This is a genomic window from Stenotrophomonas sp. Ste96, from assembly GCF_024519495.1.
Lineage (GTDB): Bacteria > Pseudomonadota > Gammaproteobacteria > Xanthomonadales > Xanthomonadaceae > Stenotrophomonas > Stenotrophomonas bentonitica_A.
This window is the reverse complement of sequence record NZ_JALJRX010000002.1, coordinates 517,180-532,309: the sequence shown is the minus strand read 5'-3', so window position 1 is coordinate 532,309 and position 15,130 is coordinate 517,180. Positions and strand designations below refer to the sequence as shown.

The following is a 15,130-nucleotide window of genomic DNA, read 5'->3' as shown; positions in this document are numbered from 1 at the left end:
CTTCCACGACTCCGCCGCCCCAGTCCCGGTACCACAGCATGAAAATCAAACGCTTCGTCGCCTCCGATATGCGCTCGGCCATGAACCTGGTGCGCAAGGAACACGGACCGGACGCAGTGATCCTGTCCAACCGCCGGATCGAGGAAGGTGTCGAAATCGTGGCGGCGGCCAACTATGACGAAAGCGCCGTGCAGCGTGCGCTGGAAGCGGCCCGCAAGGACGTGGCCCCACCGCCGGTGCCGCGCCCGCGCAGCGCCGCCGATGCCGTGATCGCCGCCGTGACCCGCCGCAGGGCCCCGGTCGCCGCGCCCGAGCCGGTGGCCGCGACCACCTCGGCCGTCGCCGCGCTGGCCCGCGCCGCCGTCGGCGCCACCGGTCGCACCCTGGATACCGCCAACGAGATCGTGCCGCCGCCGGGCAGCAGTGGCTTCGCCGCCACCCTGGCCCGTGCCAGCGTCGGCCCGGCCGTCAACGAACCGTCGCTGCCGGAGCAGATCTTCGCGCCGTTCAATGTCGAGCAGGCCGCGGCCGCGTCGCCAGCGCTGCTGCAGCCTGAGCCGCTTGTCGCCGAGCCCGCCGTGGCGGCCGTGAACCCGCCGATCAACCGCGCGCGCTTCGTCATCGACCCGCCGATGGACGACGAACCGCACTTCCAGATGCACGTGCCGGCCGCCGCCGTGGCGATGCCGCCGCTGCCGGTCAGCGTCACCGTGCCGCCGGCCCTGCCCGCGGCCGAGAGCGTCGTGGCAGCGCCGGACACGGCCGCCCAGGCGCGTGCCGAAAACCCGGCGCCGGCCGTTGTCGCCGAACCGGCCCAGGCCCAACCGCAGCCGGCCGCCGAACTGGTGGTGGTGCAGCGTGATGACGAAGAGATCCGCCAGCTGCGTCACGAAGTGGCCGGCATGCGCCAGGTCATCGAGCGCGAGATGAACCGCTTCACCGACGAACGCCTGCGCGGCTCGCCGGTCCGCGCTGCCGCACTGGACCTGATGGACGAGTACGGCTTCGATGCCGGCATCAGTCGCGACGTGGCCATGCAGATTCCGCTGGACACCGAAGCCCACCGCGGCCGCGGGCTGATGCTCGGCCTGCTCTCCAAAAAGCTGCCCATCGCCCCGGTCGACCCGCTCGACGCCGGCGGCGTGATCGCCCTGGTCGGCCCCACCGGCGCCGGCAAGACCACCACCATCGCCAAGCTGGCCTCGCGCTTCGCCGAGGCGCATGCGGCCCGCGATGTCGCCCTGGTCACCACCGATACCGGCCGCATCGGCGCCCGCGAGCAGCTGTACGGCTTCGGCCGGCAGCTCGGCATCGCGGTCCATGAGGCCAGCAGCGGCAGCGATCTGAACCAACTGCTGGAGCGCCTGAAGGACTACAAGCTGGTCCTGATCGACACCGCGGGCCTGGGCCCGCGTGACCGCGCCCTGGCCGCCCAGCTGCAGTGGCTGCGCGCGGCCCAGCAGATCCGCACCCTGCTGGTGCTGCCGGCCAACACCAGCTTCGGCGACATGGACGAGGTGGTCCGCCGCTTCAGCGCCGCCAACCCGCAGGGCGTGGTGCTGAGCAAGCTGGACGAGACCGGCCGCTTCGGCAGCGCCCTGTCGGTGGCCGTGGACCACCGCCTGCCGATCACCTGGGTCACCGATGGCCAGGACGTTCCTGAAGACCTGCACCGTGCCAGTGCGGCCAATCTTGTACTTCGCCTTGAAGATTTGCGCCGCGCGGCCGATATGCCCTGCAACCCGGAGTTGAACCATGCCGTCGCGTGAGTACGCCAAGCTGACCAAGACCTTCCCGTTGTCGGCTACCCGAAGCCAGCCGCTGGGCCCGGTCCGCACCATCGCCGTCACCGGCGGCAAGGGCGGCGTGGGCAAAACGAACGTTTCGGCCAATCTGGCCGTGGCGCTGGCAGACATGGGCAAACGCACGCTGCTGCTGGACGCCGACCTCGGCCTGGCCAACATCGACGTAATCCTGGGCCTGCAGCCGAAGGTGACCCTGGCCGACCTGGTCGCCGGGCGCTGCACGCTGGAAGAAGTGATCATGGAAGGCCCCGGCGGCGTGCTGGTGGTCCCGGCCGCCTCCGGCCGCCGCCACATGGCCGAACTGCAGCCGGCCGAACACGTCGGCCTGGTCAATGTGTTCTCCGAGCTCGAGCGCGAGCTGGACATCATGATCGTGGACACCGCCGCCGGCATCACCGATGGCGTGCTCACCTTCTGCCAGGCCGCGCAGGACACCGTGGTGGTGGTGTGCGACGAGCCGGCCTCGATCACCGATGCCTACGCCCTGATCAAGGTGCTCTCGCGCGAGCGCGGCGTGGACCGGATCCAGGTGGTGGCCAACATGGTCCGTGACCCGAACGAAGGCCGCGTGCTGTACGAGAAGCTATCCCGCGTGTGCGAGAAGTTCCTCGCCGATGTCTCGCTGAACTACCTGGGCTGCGTGCCGCAGGATGACTGGCTGCGCCTGTCGGTGCAGCGCCAGCAGCCGGTGGTGAAGGCCTACCCGTCGAGCCCGGCCGCCCTGGCGCTGACCGAGATCGCGCGCCGCACCGCCCGCTGGCAGGCCCCGACCGAGCCGCGTGGCGGGGTCGAGTTCTTCCTGGAACGCATCCTCAAGCAACGCGGGGTGACGGTATGAAGGGCGCAGCACAATACAAAGAGGTCCAGCGGACCGCGGCCAACGAGTGCATTGCCCAGCACTCGGACCTGGTCCGGCGGATCGCCCACCATCTTGCCGCACGCCTGCCGGCGAGCGTGGAAGTGGACGACCTGATCCAGGCCGGCATGATGGGCCTGATCGAGGCCTCGCGCAGCTACGACGCCGACCAGGGCGCCTCGTTCGAGACCTACGCCTCGATCCGCATCCGCGGCTCGATGATCGACGAGATCCGCCGGGGCGACTGGGTGCCGCGCTCGGTGCATCGCCGTGCCCGGGATGCCGCCGCCACCATCCGTCGCCTCGAGCAGAGCACCGGCCGCGCCGCCATCGCCACCGAAGTTGCGGCCGCGATGGACATGCCGCTGCCGGATTACCTGCGGCTGATGGAAGACGCCTCGCGCGGCCAGGTGCTGAGCCTGGAATCGCGGATCGAAGACCAGGGCGAGCTGGACACCGTCGCCCAAGGCGGCCCGACCCCGCAGCAGGTGCTGGAACGCGGCGAGTTCGGGCGCGAGCTGGGCAACGCGATCGGCCTGCTGCCCGAGCGCGAACAGCTGGTCCTGTCGCTGTACTACGAGCAGGAACTGAACCTGAAAGAGATCGGCGCCGTACTGGGTGTGAGCGAATCGCGCGTGTGCCAGATCCATGGCCAGGCCGTGCTGCGCCTGCGGGGCCGGCTGAAGATCTTCGAGGCGGCCGACGCCGGCCTCGAGAACCATTGAAATCGAGGAAAGTGCTTTGAACAAGAACATGCGTATCCTGATCGTCGACGACTTCTCGACCATGCGTCGTATCGTCAAGAACCTGCTGGGCGATCTGGGCTTCACCAATACGGCCGAAGCCGAGGACGGGCATGCCGCGCTGGCGATGTTGCAGAGCCAGCCGTTCGATTTCGTGGTCACCGACTGGAACATGCCGGTGATGACCGGCATCGACCTGCTCAAGGCCGTGCGTGCCGATGCCAAGCTCAAGACCCTGCCGGTGTTGATGGTGACCGCCGAAGCCAAGCGCGAGCAGATCATCGAAGCGGCCCAGGCCGGTGTGAACGGCTACATCATCAAGCCCTTCACCGCACAGACCCTGGAAGAGAAGCTCGGCAAGATCTTCGAACGCCTGGCAGCGAGCGCCTGATGGAGACCCTGAGCGACAAATCCGCGCTGGTGCAGCGCCTGCAGGATGCCCTGGCCGCGCTGGAAAGTGGCGACGAAGCCGGCTGGCGCCGGGAAATCGACGCCCTCGCCGCGCTGCGCACGCAGCCGATGATGGCTGGCCTGAACCGCCTGGCCCGCGAACTCGGCCAGGCCCTGGGCGAGCTGCCCAGCCTGCCCAGCGAAGCCGGCGAACTGGATGACGCCTGCGCGCGCCTGGACCACGTGGTGGCGATGACCGAACAGGCCACCCACCGCACGCTGGACCTGGCCGAGGAGTGTCGCTCGCTCACCGAACAGCTGCGCGCCAACGGGTTGACGCCCGACCAGGGCCAACAGCTCGACCGGATCCGCCACAACCTCACCGAAATCGCGCTGACGCAGAGCTACCAGGACCTCACCGGCCAGATCATCCGCCGCGTGGTGGGGATCGTGCGCCGCGTGCATGAAGGTTTCGGTGCGCTCGGCCTGCCGCCGCAGGAAGACGAGAAGAAGCGCGACAACAACGGCCTGGCCGGCCCGGCCGTGAACGGCCTGGATCGCCATGCGGTGTCACAGAACGACGCCGACGACCTGCTCTCGGACCTGGGACTGTAACGATCATGAGTGCTGTTCCAGACGATATCGCTGCCGACTTCATCCTCGAGGCCCAGGAAATCCTGGACCGCCTCGGCGAACAGCTGGTGTCGCTGGAGCAGGCGCCCCAGGACGCCGACCAGCTCAACGCCGTGTTCCGCGGCTTCCACACGCTCAAGGGCGGTGCCGGCTTCCTCGGCATCCAGGCGATGGTCGAGCTGTGCCACGCGGCCGAGGAAACCCTCGGCATGGCGCGTTCGGGCCAGGCCACGCTGCAGGCGCACCACTTCGATGCGGCCCAGCAGTCGCTGGACTACCTGCAGTCGATGCTGGATTCGGTCTCGGCCGGAACCGAGCCGGGCTATGCCCCGCCGGAACTGATTGCCCAGTTCGACGTCAACGGTCCGGCCACCCCGACGCCCGCCGCTGCCGCCAGCGCCGGCAGTGGCGGCGGCGAGCTGATCACCGATGATGAGTTCGAAGCACTGCTCGACCAGCTGCATGGCGACGCCGCACCGACCGCCGTGGCCGTGTCGAAGAAGGACGACGGCCTGATTGGCGAAGACGAGTTCGAAGCCCTGCTTGACCAGCTGCACGGCGGCGCCGTTCCCGGTGCCAAGGCCATTGCCGCTGCGCCCATGCCCGCCGCGGCCCCGCGCGCCGTGGCCGCCCCGGCGGCGCCGAACGCCAAGCCGGCCCCGGCCAAACCGGTCGCCGAAGCCGAACACACCGTGCGCGTGGATACCAAGCGCCTGGATGCGATCGTCAACCTGATCGGCGAGCTGGTGCTCTCGCGCAACCGCCTCAAGACCCTGCGTGCGCGCCTGCACGATGAAGAACTCGACCGCGCGGTGTCCACGCTGGACATCGCCACCGCGCGCCTGCAGTCGGCGGTCATGCGCACCCGCATGCAGCCGGTCGGCAAGGTGTTCTCGCGCTTCCCCAAGGTGGCCCGCGATGTCGCACGCTCGCTGAAGAAGGAAGTCGAGCTGGAACTGATCGGCGCCGAAACCGAGCTGGACCGCAACCTGGTCGAAGCACTGGCCGATCCGCTGGTGCATCTGGTCCGCAACGCGATCGACCACGGCGTGGAAATGCCGGAGCTGCGTGAAGCCCAGGGCAAGCCGCGCAGCGGCCACGTGCGCCTGTCGGCCCAGCAGGAAGGCGACTACGTCAGCATCGAGGTGCAGGACGATGGTGCCGGCATCGATCCCGAACGCCTGCGCCAGAAGGCGCGCGAGAAAGGCTTGATCGATCCGGAAGCGGCGGCTCGCCTGAGCAGCGAAGAATGCCTGCACCTGGTGTTCCTGCCCGGCTTTTCCACCAAACAGCAGGTCACCGACATCTCCGGCCGCGGCGTGGGCATGGACGTGGTCCAGTCGCGCATCCGCGAGCTGAGCGGCCAGATCCAGATCCAGTCCGAACTGGGCCGTGGCAGCCGCTTCATGATCCGCGTGCCGCTCACCCTGGCGATCCTGCCGACCCTGCTGGTGCAGGCCGGCGAAGACGTCTACGCCCTGCCCCTGGCCCGCGTAATGGAGGTGCTGCATGCGCCCAACAGCTCGCTGGGCTGGTTCGATGGCCGCGCCGTGCTGGACCGCAAGTCGCACACGCTGGCCCTGGTCGATCTGCGCCACTGGCTGGATGTGGAGCCGATGCCCTCCTCGCTGCTGACCATCGTGGTGCTGCAGGCCGGCGAAGCCCGCTTCGGCCTGGTGGTCGACCAGGTGCGCGGCCGCGAGGAAGTGGTGATCAAACCCCTGCCCAAGGCGCTGCGTGGCCTGCGCGGCTATGCCGGTGCCACCCTGATCGGCGATGGCCGGATGGCGCTGATCCTGGACGTGGATGGACTGCGCACCCACCACGATTGACCGCGTGAAAGTGTGACCGCCGCATCACTGGATTCCTTCGGCGTCTCAAGTCCCATTCATACAAGCCGATAACGGACCCATGGACAGACTCAGCCTCATTGGACTATTCCTCGCGTTGGCCTCGCTGGTCGGCGGCAGCATCCTCAAGGGAGCCGGTCTGGCGTCGCTGTGGTCGCCGGCCGCCTTCGTGATCGTCATCGTCGGCACGATCGCCGCGATCCTGCTGCACACCTCGCCGGCAGTCTTCAAGCATGCGTTCAAGATCGTGCGCTGGGTGATCCGGCCGCCGAGCAGTGACCGTCGCCAGTTGATCCAGCAGATCGTGGAATGGAGCAACATCGCCCGCCGCCAGGGCCTGCTCGGCCTGGAAGCGCAGGTGGATGCGCAGGACGATCCGTTCCTGCGCAAAGGCCTGCAACTGCTGGTGGACGGCGTGGAGCCGGAGACCATCCGGCACATGATGGAAATTGAACTGAGCAGCCAGGAAAGCCAGGACCTGGCCGCCTCCAAGGTGTTCGAGGGCATGGGCATCTACGCCCCGACCCTGGGCATCATCGGCGCCGTGCTCGGCCTGATCGCGGTGATGAAGAACCTGGCCGACCCGAGCAAGCTCGGGCATGGCATCGCCGCGGCGTTCACCGCCACCATCTACGGCATCGCCTCGGCCAACCTGCTGTTCCTGCCGGTCTCGGCCAAGCTCAAGAGCGTGATCCATCACAACAGCCGCGACCGCGAGATGATCATCGAAGGGCTGATCTCCATCGCCCAGGGCGAGAACCCGCGCAACATCGAAACCAACCTGTCCGGGTTCCTGCACTGACATGGCCCGCCGCAGGCACCACGAAGAGCACGCCAACCATGAGGCCTGGGCGATCCCCTACGCCGACCTCATGACGCTGCTGCTCGCCTTCTTCGTGGTGATGTACGCCATCTCCTCGCTCAACGAAGGCAAGTACCGGATCATGGCCGACGCGTTGACCACCGCCTTCGGTGGCGCGCCGCGCACGATCAACCCGGTGCAGGTCGGCAACCAGCAGGTCCAGGGCGGTGGCTGGGACAGCCCGTCGGTGATCAAGGCCGGAAACCGGATCGGCCCCTCCGCACCAGCACCGAGCAACGACCCGACCCTGCTGCCGGCGATGGCCTCGCAGATGCGCATGCCGGTCTCGATCCGCAACCAGGAACAGCTGCAGCGTGCCGAGCGCCAGCTCAACGGCATCGCCGACAAGCTCACCGCCACCCTGGCACCGCTGATCGAACGCGGCATGATCACCGTGCGCCGCACCGAGTTGTGGATCGAGGTGGAGATCAACAGCGACATCCTGTTCCCGACCGGCTCGGCCACGCTGGATGTTCACGCGCGCGACACCCTCTCCAAGCTGGCCGAAGTGCTGCGTGACGCGCCCAACGGCGTACGCGTGGAAGGCCATACCGACAACATCCCGATCGCCACCTCGCTGTTCCCCTCCAACTGGGAGCTCTCGGCCGGACGCGCGGCAAGCGTGGTGCACCTGTTCGCCGACCAGGGCCTGCAGCCGGCACGCCTGGCGATGGTCGGCTACGGCCAGTTCCGCCCGCGCGAAGACAATGCCAGCGCCGAAGGCCGCAACCGCAACCGGCGGGTGATGGTGATCATCCTGGCCGACACGGCGCAGAGCATCGACCCGATTACCGACCGCCTCAGCGCCGACGCCGACGCCACCGATGCCGCCAAGGCGTCCAGCGCCGGCAACCCCGTTACCCCCGTTACCCCCATCGCACCGGTGCAGTTGCCACCGGTGCCGGCCGGCAGCCGCGTTGGCGCCGCCGTTCCGCCCGCAATGAAGGAGTGAACCGCATGCGTATCTGGGCTGTTGCCAATCAGAAAGGCGGCGTGGGCAAGACCACCACGACGCTCGCACTCGGCCGCGGCCTGGCCACGCAGGGCCACCGCGTGCTGTTGATCGATCTGGATCCGCATTCCTCGCTGACCCGCGCCTTCGGCGTGCCGTTGGATCCGCCGCCGCAGGGTGTGCTGGAGCTGTTCGCCACGCCGCCGGCCGAGTTGCCCACCCTCGCCCGCCACAGCGACATCCCGGGCCTGGACTACGTCTGCGCACAGGCGGCACTGGCCACGCTGGAACGGCGCAGCGCCAACCAGCCGGGCCTCGGCCTGGCCCTGCAGAACGCGCTCGGCCGTCACCAGGGCCAGCACGACTACATCCTGCTGGACTGCGCGCCCACGCTGGGCCTGTTGATGATCAACGCACTGGCCGCAGCCGACCGCCTGATCATCCCGACCCAGGCCGAGCCACTCGCCCTGCATGGCCTGGATGGCATGGTCCGCACCGGCGAGATGGTTGAGCGCTCGCGCCGCCGCGCGCTGCCGATGTCGATCCTGCCGACCCTGTTCGACCGCCGCACCCGCGCCGGCAACGAGACCGTCAAGCTGATGCAGGACAAGCATGGCCATCGCGTCTGGGAAGACGCGATTCCGGTCGATACCCGCATCTGCAATGCCGCCAGCCTGACCGTGCCGCCGCAATCGGAGGATTACCCCGGCCGTGGCCTGGCCGCGTATCGCCGCGCGCTGGAATGGATCCTGGCCGACGATGCACAGCAGATGGAGCGCGCGGCATGAACACCGCCGGCGTGATCGACGATTACCTGGAGCAGCTGCTTGGCGACGCGATGCCGCCGCCGGCAGCGTCACCGGTGGCCGTCGCGACGGCCGACAGCGTCGAAGCGACCGGCGGCCTCGACGCCGCGCCTGCGACTGTCGAAACGGCCAGCGCCGACGCGGCGCCGGCGACCGACGAACAGACCGCCGCTGGTACAGCGCCGGCGGCAGACGACCCGGTTGTCCCGCCAGGCTTCCGTGACCTGCTCGATGAGCTTCGCGACGATCCGCTGCTGAGCGGCGCCATGACGCTGCCCACCGCGGGCGCTGCACTGGACGCCGAGGCAGCCTCGGTTGCCATCAGAGCGCCTGCACCGGGATTCGACGACCTGCTCGACGAACTGCGCAACGATCCGCTGCTCAGCGGCGCGATGCCCGCGCCCGCCGAAGAAGCGCGCCCCAGCTGGAACGACCTGCCGCCCGAGGTCGTCTACGAAACCGATCCCATGCCCGCAGGCGCCAGCACGCCAGCCGAATTGCCCGAGCCTGTCGCGCCACCCGCCGCCGCGCCAGCGGCCCGCGCGCCGATTGCCCGGCAGATGCCCTCGATGCCGCCCATGCCGGCGGCGACCAGCGCCCGTGCCGGCACGCCCTCATTGGCACAGAGCCGGCCCGGCAGCTGGGAAGAGCTGCAGCGCCAGGCACGCGACCCGGCCTCCAGCCCGCGCGAGAACCGCCGTGCCAGCGAGCGCACCTCGCGCTGGCTGCGCCTGCGCTGCGGCGCCCAGGCCTACGCACTTGAACTGCTCAAGGTCCAGGAAGTGGTCCTGCCCGTGCCGCTGCTGCCGCTGCGCGGCACCTCCCCGGCGATGCTGGGCATCATGAACCTGCGTGGCCAGGTCGTGCCGGTAATGGACCTGGGCCTCCACCTGGGCAGCAGTGCGGCCGGCAATGACGCCAACACCCGCATCGTGGTGCTGGAGGAGAACGGCGAGACCATGGGCCTGCGCGTATCGGCCGTGGAGGATGTCGCCAATCTCACCGATTCCCAGATCGAGCCCCCCGATACCGCCCGCATCTGCCAGATCTCCAACGACCTGTTCCGTGGCGTGGCCCGGTGCGGCGCCCAGCCGATGATCCTGCTGGACGCGACCCAGCTGCTGAACTGACCGGCACCCACGCGATCGCCCACGCCGCCCCTAAAGCTTTGTGGGTTCGGGCCGTTATCTCTCTCGGAACCGTTTGTCCGGAGCAATGATGAGCACTGTGGCCCTGGGTGATGATCTCGGTATCGAGACCAGCACCGAGCTGAAAACACGTTTGGCCCCCCTGGTGGATCAGGCCGGCGATCTGACGCTGGATGCCAGCCAGATCGGCCGTATCCATACCGCCTCGGTGCAGGTGCTGTGCGCATTCGTCGAGGCCCGCCGCAAGGCCGGGCATCCCACCCGATTCCACGGTTGCACCGCAACCTTCCGTGATGCCGCGCGACTGCTCGGCGTCACCCAGGCCCTCGGCCTGGATGCACCCCATGACAACCTGAAATCTGTGGAGAACGCTGCATGAGCGCACGTATCTTGGTGGTGGACGATTCGGCGTCGATGCGCCAGATGGTCTCTTTCGCCCTCACCTCGGCCGGCTTTTCCGTCGAGGAAGCCGAAGACGGCGCGGTCGCCCTCGGGCGTGCCAAGGGCCAACGCTTCAACGCGGTGGTCACCGACGTCAACATGCCCAACATGGATGGCATCTCGCTGATCCGTGAGCTGCGCCAGCTGGCCGAATACAAGTTCACGCCGATGCTGATGCTGACCACCGAATCGGCTGCGGACAAGAAGTCCGAAGGCAAGGCCGCCGGTGCCACCGGTTGGCTGGTCAAGCCGTTCAATCCGGAACAGCTGGTGGCCACCGTCCAGAAAGTCCTGGGCTGATCCCGCTTCACCTTTCCCTCCCCTCGCAACCGGACACCCCGCACCATGAGCATGGATCTGCAACGTTTCCACGCCACCTTCTTCGAAGAAAGCCGCGAGGGGCTGGATGCGATGGAAGCTGGCCTGCTGGCGCTCGAATCGGGCCAGCAGGACCCGGAGATCATCAACTCGGTGTTCCGCGCCGCGCACTCGATCAAGGGCGGCGCCGGCACGTTCGGCTTCGATGCGATCGCCGCCCTGACCCACGTGCTGGAAACGCTGCTGGACGAACTGCGCGCCGGCAAGCGCGCGCTGGAGCCGGCCGCGGTGGACGCGATGCTGGCCTCGGTGGACGTGCTGCGCGCCCTGCTGCGTGAAGCCGAGCACGGCCAGGCGGCAGACCCGCAGGCGGTTGCCGAGGTCAAGGCGCGCCTGGAAGCGGTGCTCTCCGGGCAGGCCGCCGCCGTGGCGCCGGTCGCCGCCGCCAAGGTCGATGACACGCCCGAGGCGTGGCAGATCGGCTTCGTGCCGGCACCGTCGCTGTTCATGAGCGGCAACGACCCGCTGCGCATCATCCGCGAGCTTGAACACCTGGGCTCGCTGCAGGTTGCCGCGCGCCTGGACCGCCTGCCCGGCTTCGACCAGCTCGATCCGCTCGAAGCGCACCTGGCCTGGGACCTGGGGCTGGTCGGCAAGGTGCCGCGCAGCAAGATCGAAGATACCTTTGCCTGGGTCGTGGACGACTGCGAACTGGACATCCGTCCGGCCGCGCCGCCGAGCCTGGCCACCAGCGCGCCGGCCGAGGCCAAGCCTGCCGTCGCCCCCGCCATCGCTCCCGCCGCACCGGCCGCAGCAGCACCGGCCACCGCCGCACACGAAGCTGAAACCTCGATCCGCGTCAGCGTGGACAAGGTCGATGCGCTGATCAACCTGGTCGGCGAACTGGTCATCACCCAGGCCATGCTCAAGCAGGTCTCGCACGCACTGGATCCGGCACAGGCCGAGCAGTTGCTGACCGGGCTGGACCTGCTGGAACGCAATACCCGCGATCTGCAGGAAGCGGTCATCGGCGTGCGCATGCTGCCGGTGGATGCGGTGTTCCGCCGTTTCCCGCGCCTGGTCCGCGATCTCTCTTCGCGCCTGGGCAAGCACGTGCGCCTGCGCACCATCGGCGAAGGCACCGAGCTGGACAAGGGCCTGATCGAAAAGATCGCCGACCCGCTGGTGCACCTGGTCCGCAACTCGATCGATCACGGCCTGGAAATGCCGGACGTGCGTCGCGAGGCGGGCAAGGACGAAACCGGCACGATCACGCTGGCCGCCTCGCACCAGGGTGGGCACATCGTGATCGAAGTCAGCGACGACGGCCGCGGCCTGAACCGCGACAAGATCCTGTCCAAGGCGCTCGAGCGTGGCCTGAGCGTGCCGGACAACCCCACCGACGCGCAGGTCTGGGACCTGATCTTCCAGCCGGGCTTCTCCACCGCCGATGCCGTCACGGATCTGTCGGGGCGTGGCGTCGGCATGGACGTGGTCCGCCGCAACATCCAGGCACTGGGCGGTGAGGTGCAGCTGGAAAGCCAGGCCGGCAACGGCACCCGCGTGCTGATCCGCCTGCCGCTGACGCTGGCGATCCTGGACGGCATGACCGTCTCGGTGGCCGGCGAAACCCTGATCCTGCCGTTGGCCTACGTCCTCGAAGCCCTGCAGCCGCAGGCCGACGATGTGCGCACCATGGCGGGCGAAGGCCGCGTGCTGCGCGTCCGCGGCGAGTACCTGCCGATCCTCTCGCTCAGCGAGTACTACGGCTACGGCGGGCGCGCGCTGGACGATCCGCTGGTGGTCGTCGTCGAGGGCGATGGCCAGAAGATCGCGCTGGAAGTGGACGAACTGGTCGGCCAGCAGCAGGTGGTAGTCAAGAACATCGAGAACAACTACCGGCGGATCAGCGGCGTGTCCGGTGCAACAATCCTGGGCGATGGCCGGGTCGCGTTGATCGTGGACATCGGCGGCCTCGTGCGTTCGCTCAAGGTGCCGCAGGCCGCGTAACGCCGCTGCCATCGCGTTGGTCCCGACGCCGCCGCTCCCCCGGGAGCGGCGGCGTTCGTTCGTGGGCGCTCGGTCCCATGCGCATGGGCCGGAAAGTGTGAACTTCATCGAGCGCCTCGCCCTCGTGGTTGTCCTGCCAACCGTTCGCCACGGTACGGCCCATCCGCCCGCAACCCTTGCAACAGCAACCATCGGCGGCCGATGAACCGCAGCTGGGCTCGTGAAAAAAATGTGACGCCGCACTATCAAGTTGCAACGGATCGACGCCGCTATCCGAAGTAGCGACCACGGCAACCGGCTCGCGCCTGCGCTCCACCCTCTCCCACCCCGCTGATTCCGCCCAGCACCCCACGGCTGTGCGCCACTGCCCTGCCCGGAGTTTCAACCATGAAGTGGTTCCACGACCTGCCCATCGCCCGCAAGCTGGCGGTAGGGTTCACCCTCACCACGTTGATGACGCTGGCCCTGGGCAGCTTCGCCCTGGTCCGCCTGGGCGAGGCCAACGCACAGCTGCGCGCGATGAGCACCAACGACATTCCCTCGGTGCAGCACCTGGGCGAAGTGCGCGCGCAGCTCGGCGAGTTCCGCACCTACGAAATGGCGCAGCTGACCGTGCTCGACAAACCCGAGTCGGTTGCCGACTACGACAAGCGCATGGCCGACACCGGCAAGGTCGTCAATGCCGAGCTGGCCGCATATGCCGCACTGCCGGCCGGCGACAAGGAACGCCAGTTGTATGACGTGGTCGCCGCGCGCACCGCCGATTACTTCAAGGCCAACGGCCTGATCAAGGAAGCCATCGCCGCCGGCGACGGCGTCACCGCCCAGCAGATTTCCGATGAGCAGTCCCGCCCGGCACGCCGCGCCCTGTTCGCCGCGCTCAAGGAGCTGGGGGAGTTCAGCAACGGGGTGATGGCCAGCCGCATCGAGACGGCCAACGCTACCCACCAGAACAGCGTCTACGCGATCATCGGCTGCATCGTGCTGCTGTCGCTGCTGGCCGCCGTGATGGGCGTGGTCATCTCGCGCGCCATCACCCGCCCGCTGGGCCAGGCCGTGCACGCCATCCAGTCGGTCGCCCGTGGTGACCTGTCGGTCAACATCCAGGCCACGAGCAGGGATGAAGCGGGCAAGATGCTGGCCGCCACCCGCGACATGACCGTGATGCTGCGCCGCTTCTCCGAGCAGACCCAGCAGATGGTCGACATGCACGCCGGCCCGGACATCAGCCACCGCATCCCGGAAGATTTCCCCGGCGTGTACGGCCAGCTGGCCGTCGGCATCAATACGGTGATCTTCGAGCACCTGGATGCGATCAAGGACGCGATCAACGTCCTCAACCAGTACGCCGCCGGCGACCTTTCGCCCGATGCCCGCCGCCTGCCCGGCAGCCGCGCGATCCTGCACGAATCGATGGATGCGGCCAAAGCCAGCCTGCTGGCGATCAATACCCAGATCCAGGCGCTCGCCCAGGCGGCCGCGGCCGGTGACTTCACCCAGCGTGGCGATGCGACGCGCTTCGACCACGACTTCCGGGTCATGATCGAGCACCTCAACACCATGATGCAGGTCGCCGACGGCAACCTGTCCCAGCTGTCGCACCTGCTGCAGTCGATCGCCAACGGCGACCTGACCGCCCGCATGCAGGGTGAGTTCCGCGGTGTGTTCGCCTCGATGCGTGATGATGCCAACACCACGGTCGCCCAGCTGACCCGTATCGTCGGCCGCATCCAGCAGGCCTCCTCCAGCATCAGCACCGCGGCCGGCGAGATCGCCTCGGGCAACAACGACCTGTCGCGCCGTACCGAGCAGCAGGCCGCCAACCTGGAAGAAACCGCCGCGTCGATGGAGGAACTGACCTCCACCGTGCGCCAGAACGCCGAACACGCCCGTCAGGCGAACCAGCTTGCGATCGGCGCGCACTCGGTCGCCTCGCAGGGCGGTGACGTGGTGGGCCGCGTGGTCAGCACCATGCACGAGATCGATGCCTCCTCGCGCCGCATCGCCGACATCATCACCGTGATCGACGGCATCGCCTTCCAGACCAACATCCTGGCATTGAACGCCGCGGTGGAAGCGGCCCGTGCCGGCGAGCAGGGCCGTGGTTTCGCCGTGGTCGCCTCGGAAGTGCGCACCCTGGCCCAGCGTTCGGCCGGTGCGGCCAAGGAGATCAAGGGCCTGATCGACGAATCGGTCGGCAAGGTTGCCGAAGGCTCGCAGCTGGTCAACCAGGCCGGCGCGACCATGGGCGAAATCGTGGCCTCGGTGCAGCGCGTGACCGACATCATGGCCGAGATTTCCGCGGCCTCGCAGGAA

At 68.3% G+C, this 15,130-nt stretch carries 13 protein-coding genes and 1 pseudogene; all 14 read left to right on the top strand.

What is annotated here, in order from left to right; all coding sequences use genetic code 11:
• Positions 1-38: 38 nt before the first annotated feature.
• Positions 39-1,769 (top strand): flagellar biosynthesis protein FlhF, encoded by a 1,731-nt coding sequence (flhF, locus tag OC373_RS09165; RefSeq protein WP_261997540.1) that lies wholly within the window; start codon positions 39-41, stop codon positions 1,767-1,769.
• The gene (locus OC373_RS09160; RefSeq protein ID WP_019182906.1) at positions 1,756-2,643 is read left to right on the top strand and encodes a MinD/ParA family protein; all 888 of its coding nucleotides are present in this window, start codon (positions 1,756-1,758) and stop codon (positions 2,641-2,643) included. Before flhF ends, OC373_RS09160 begins: the two co-directional genes overlap by 14 nt.
• Positions 2,640-3,386, top strand: coding sequence for an RNA polymerase sigma factor FliA (locus OC373_RS09155; RefSeq protein WP_261997539.1), 747 nt, complete (start codon positions 2,640-2,642; stop codon positions 3,384-3,386). The genes OC373_RS09160 and OC373_RS09155 overlap by 4 nt, the downstream gene beginning before the upstream one ends.
• Positions 3,387-3,402: 16 nt before the next feature.
• Positions 3,403-3,795 (top strand): chemotaxis response regulator CheY, encoded by a 393-nt coding sequence (cheY, locus tag OC373_RS09150; protein WP_019182908.1) that lies wholly within the window; start codon positions 3,403-3,405, stop codon positions 3,793-3,795.
• Positions 3,795-4,409 (top strand): protein phosphatase CheZ, encoded by a 615-nt coding sequence (locus OC373_RS09145; RefSeq protein ID WP_070427319.1) that lies wholly within the window; start codon positions 3,795-3,797, stop codon positions 4,407-4,409. Before cheY ends, OC373_RS09145 begins: the two co-directional genes overlap by 1 nt.
• A 5-nt stretch (positions 4,410-4,414) precedes the next feature.
• On the top strand, positions 4,415-6,259 hold the full coding sequence (locus OC373_RS09140) for a chemotaxis protein CheA (RefSeq protein WP_261997538.1): 1,845 nt from the start codon (positions 4,415-4,417) through the stop codon (positions 6,257-6,259).
• 79 nt (positions 6,260-6,338) lie between these two features.
• Positions 6,339-7,079 (top strand): flagellar motor protein, encoded by a 741-nt coding sequence (locus OC373_RS09135; protein WP_019182911.1) that lies wholly within the window; start codon positions 6,339-6,341, stop codon positions 7,077-7,079.
• Position 7,080: 1 nt separating this feature from the next.
• Positions 7,081-7,926: pseudogene (motD, locus tag OC373_RS09130) on the top strand (flagellar motor protein MotD); the annotation flags it as partial.
• 170 nt (positions 7,927-8,096) lie between these two features.
• Positions 8,097-8,879 (top strand): ParA family protein, encoded by a 783-nt coding sequence (locus OC373_RS09125; protein ID WP_070427596.1) that lies wholly within the window; start codon positions 8,097-8,099, stop codon positions 8,877-8,879.
• Positions 8,876-10,027, top strand: coding sequence for a chemotaxis protein CheW (locus OC373_RS09120; protein WP_261997536.1), 1,152 nt, complete (start codon positions 8,876-8,878; stop codon positions 10,025-10,027). The genes OC373_RS09125 and OC373_RS09120 overlap by 4 nt, the downstream gene beginning before the upstream one ends.
• Positions 10,028-10,115: 88 nt before the next feature.
• Positions 10,116-10,424: an STAS domain-containing protein gene (locus OC373_RS09115; protein WP_261997535.1), complete on the top strand. Its 309-nt coding sequence runs from the start codon at positions 10,116-10,118 to the stop codon at positions 10,422-10,424.
• A complete protein-coding gene (locus tag OC373_RS09110) occupies positions 10,421-10,786 on the top strand; it encodes a response regulator (RefSeq protein ID WP_019182916.1) in 366 nt (121 codons plus the stop codon). The genes OC373_RS09115 and OC373_RS09110 overlap by 4 nt, the downstream gene beginning before the upstream one ends.
• 45 nt (positions 10,787-10,831) lie before the next feature.
• Entirely contained in the window at positions 10,832-12,814 is a 1,983-nt protein-coding gene (locus OC373_RS09105; RefSeq protein WP_070427315.1) for a chemotaxis protein CheA, read from the top strand.
• Positions 12,815-13,201: 387 nt separating this feature from the next.
• The coding region (locus OC373_RS09100) for a methyl-accepting chemotaxis protein (RefSeq protein ID WP_261997534.1) at positions 13,202-15,130 on the top strand (1,929 nt) is incomplete at its 3' end.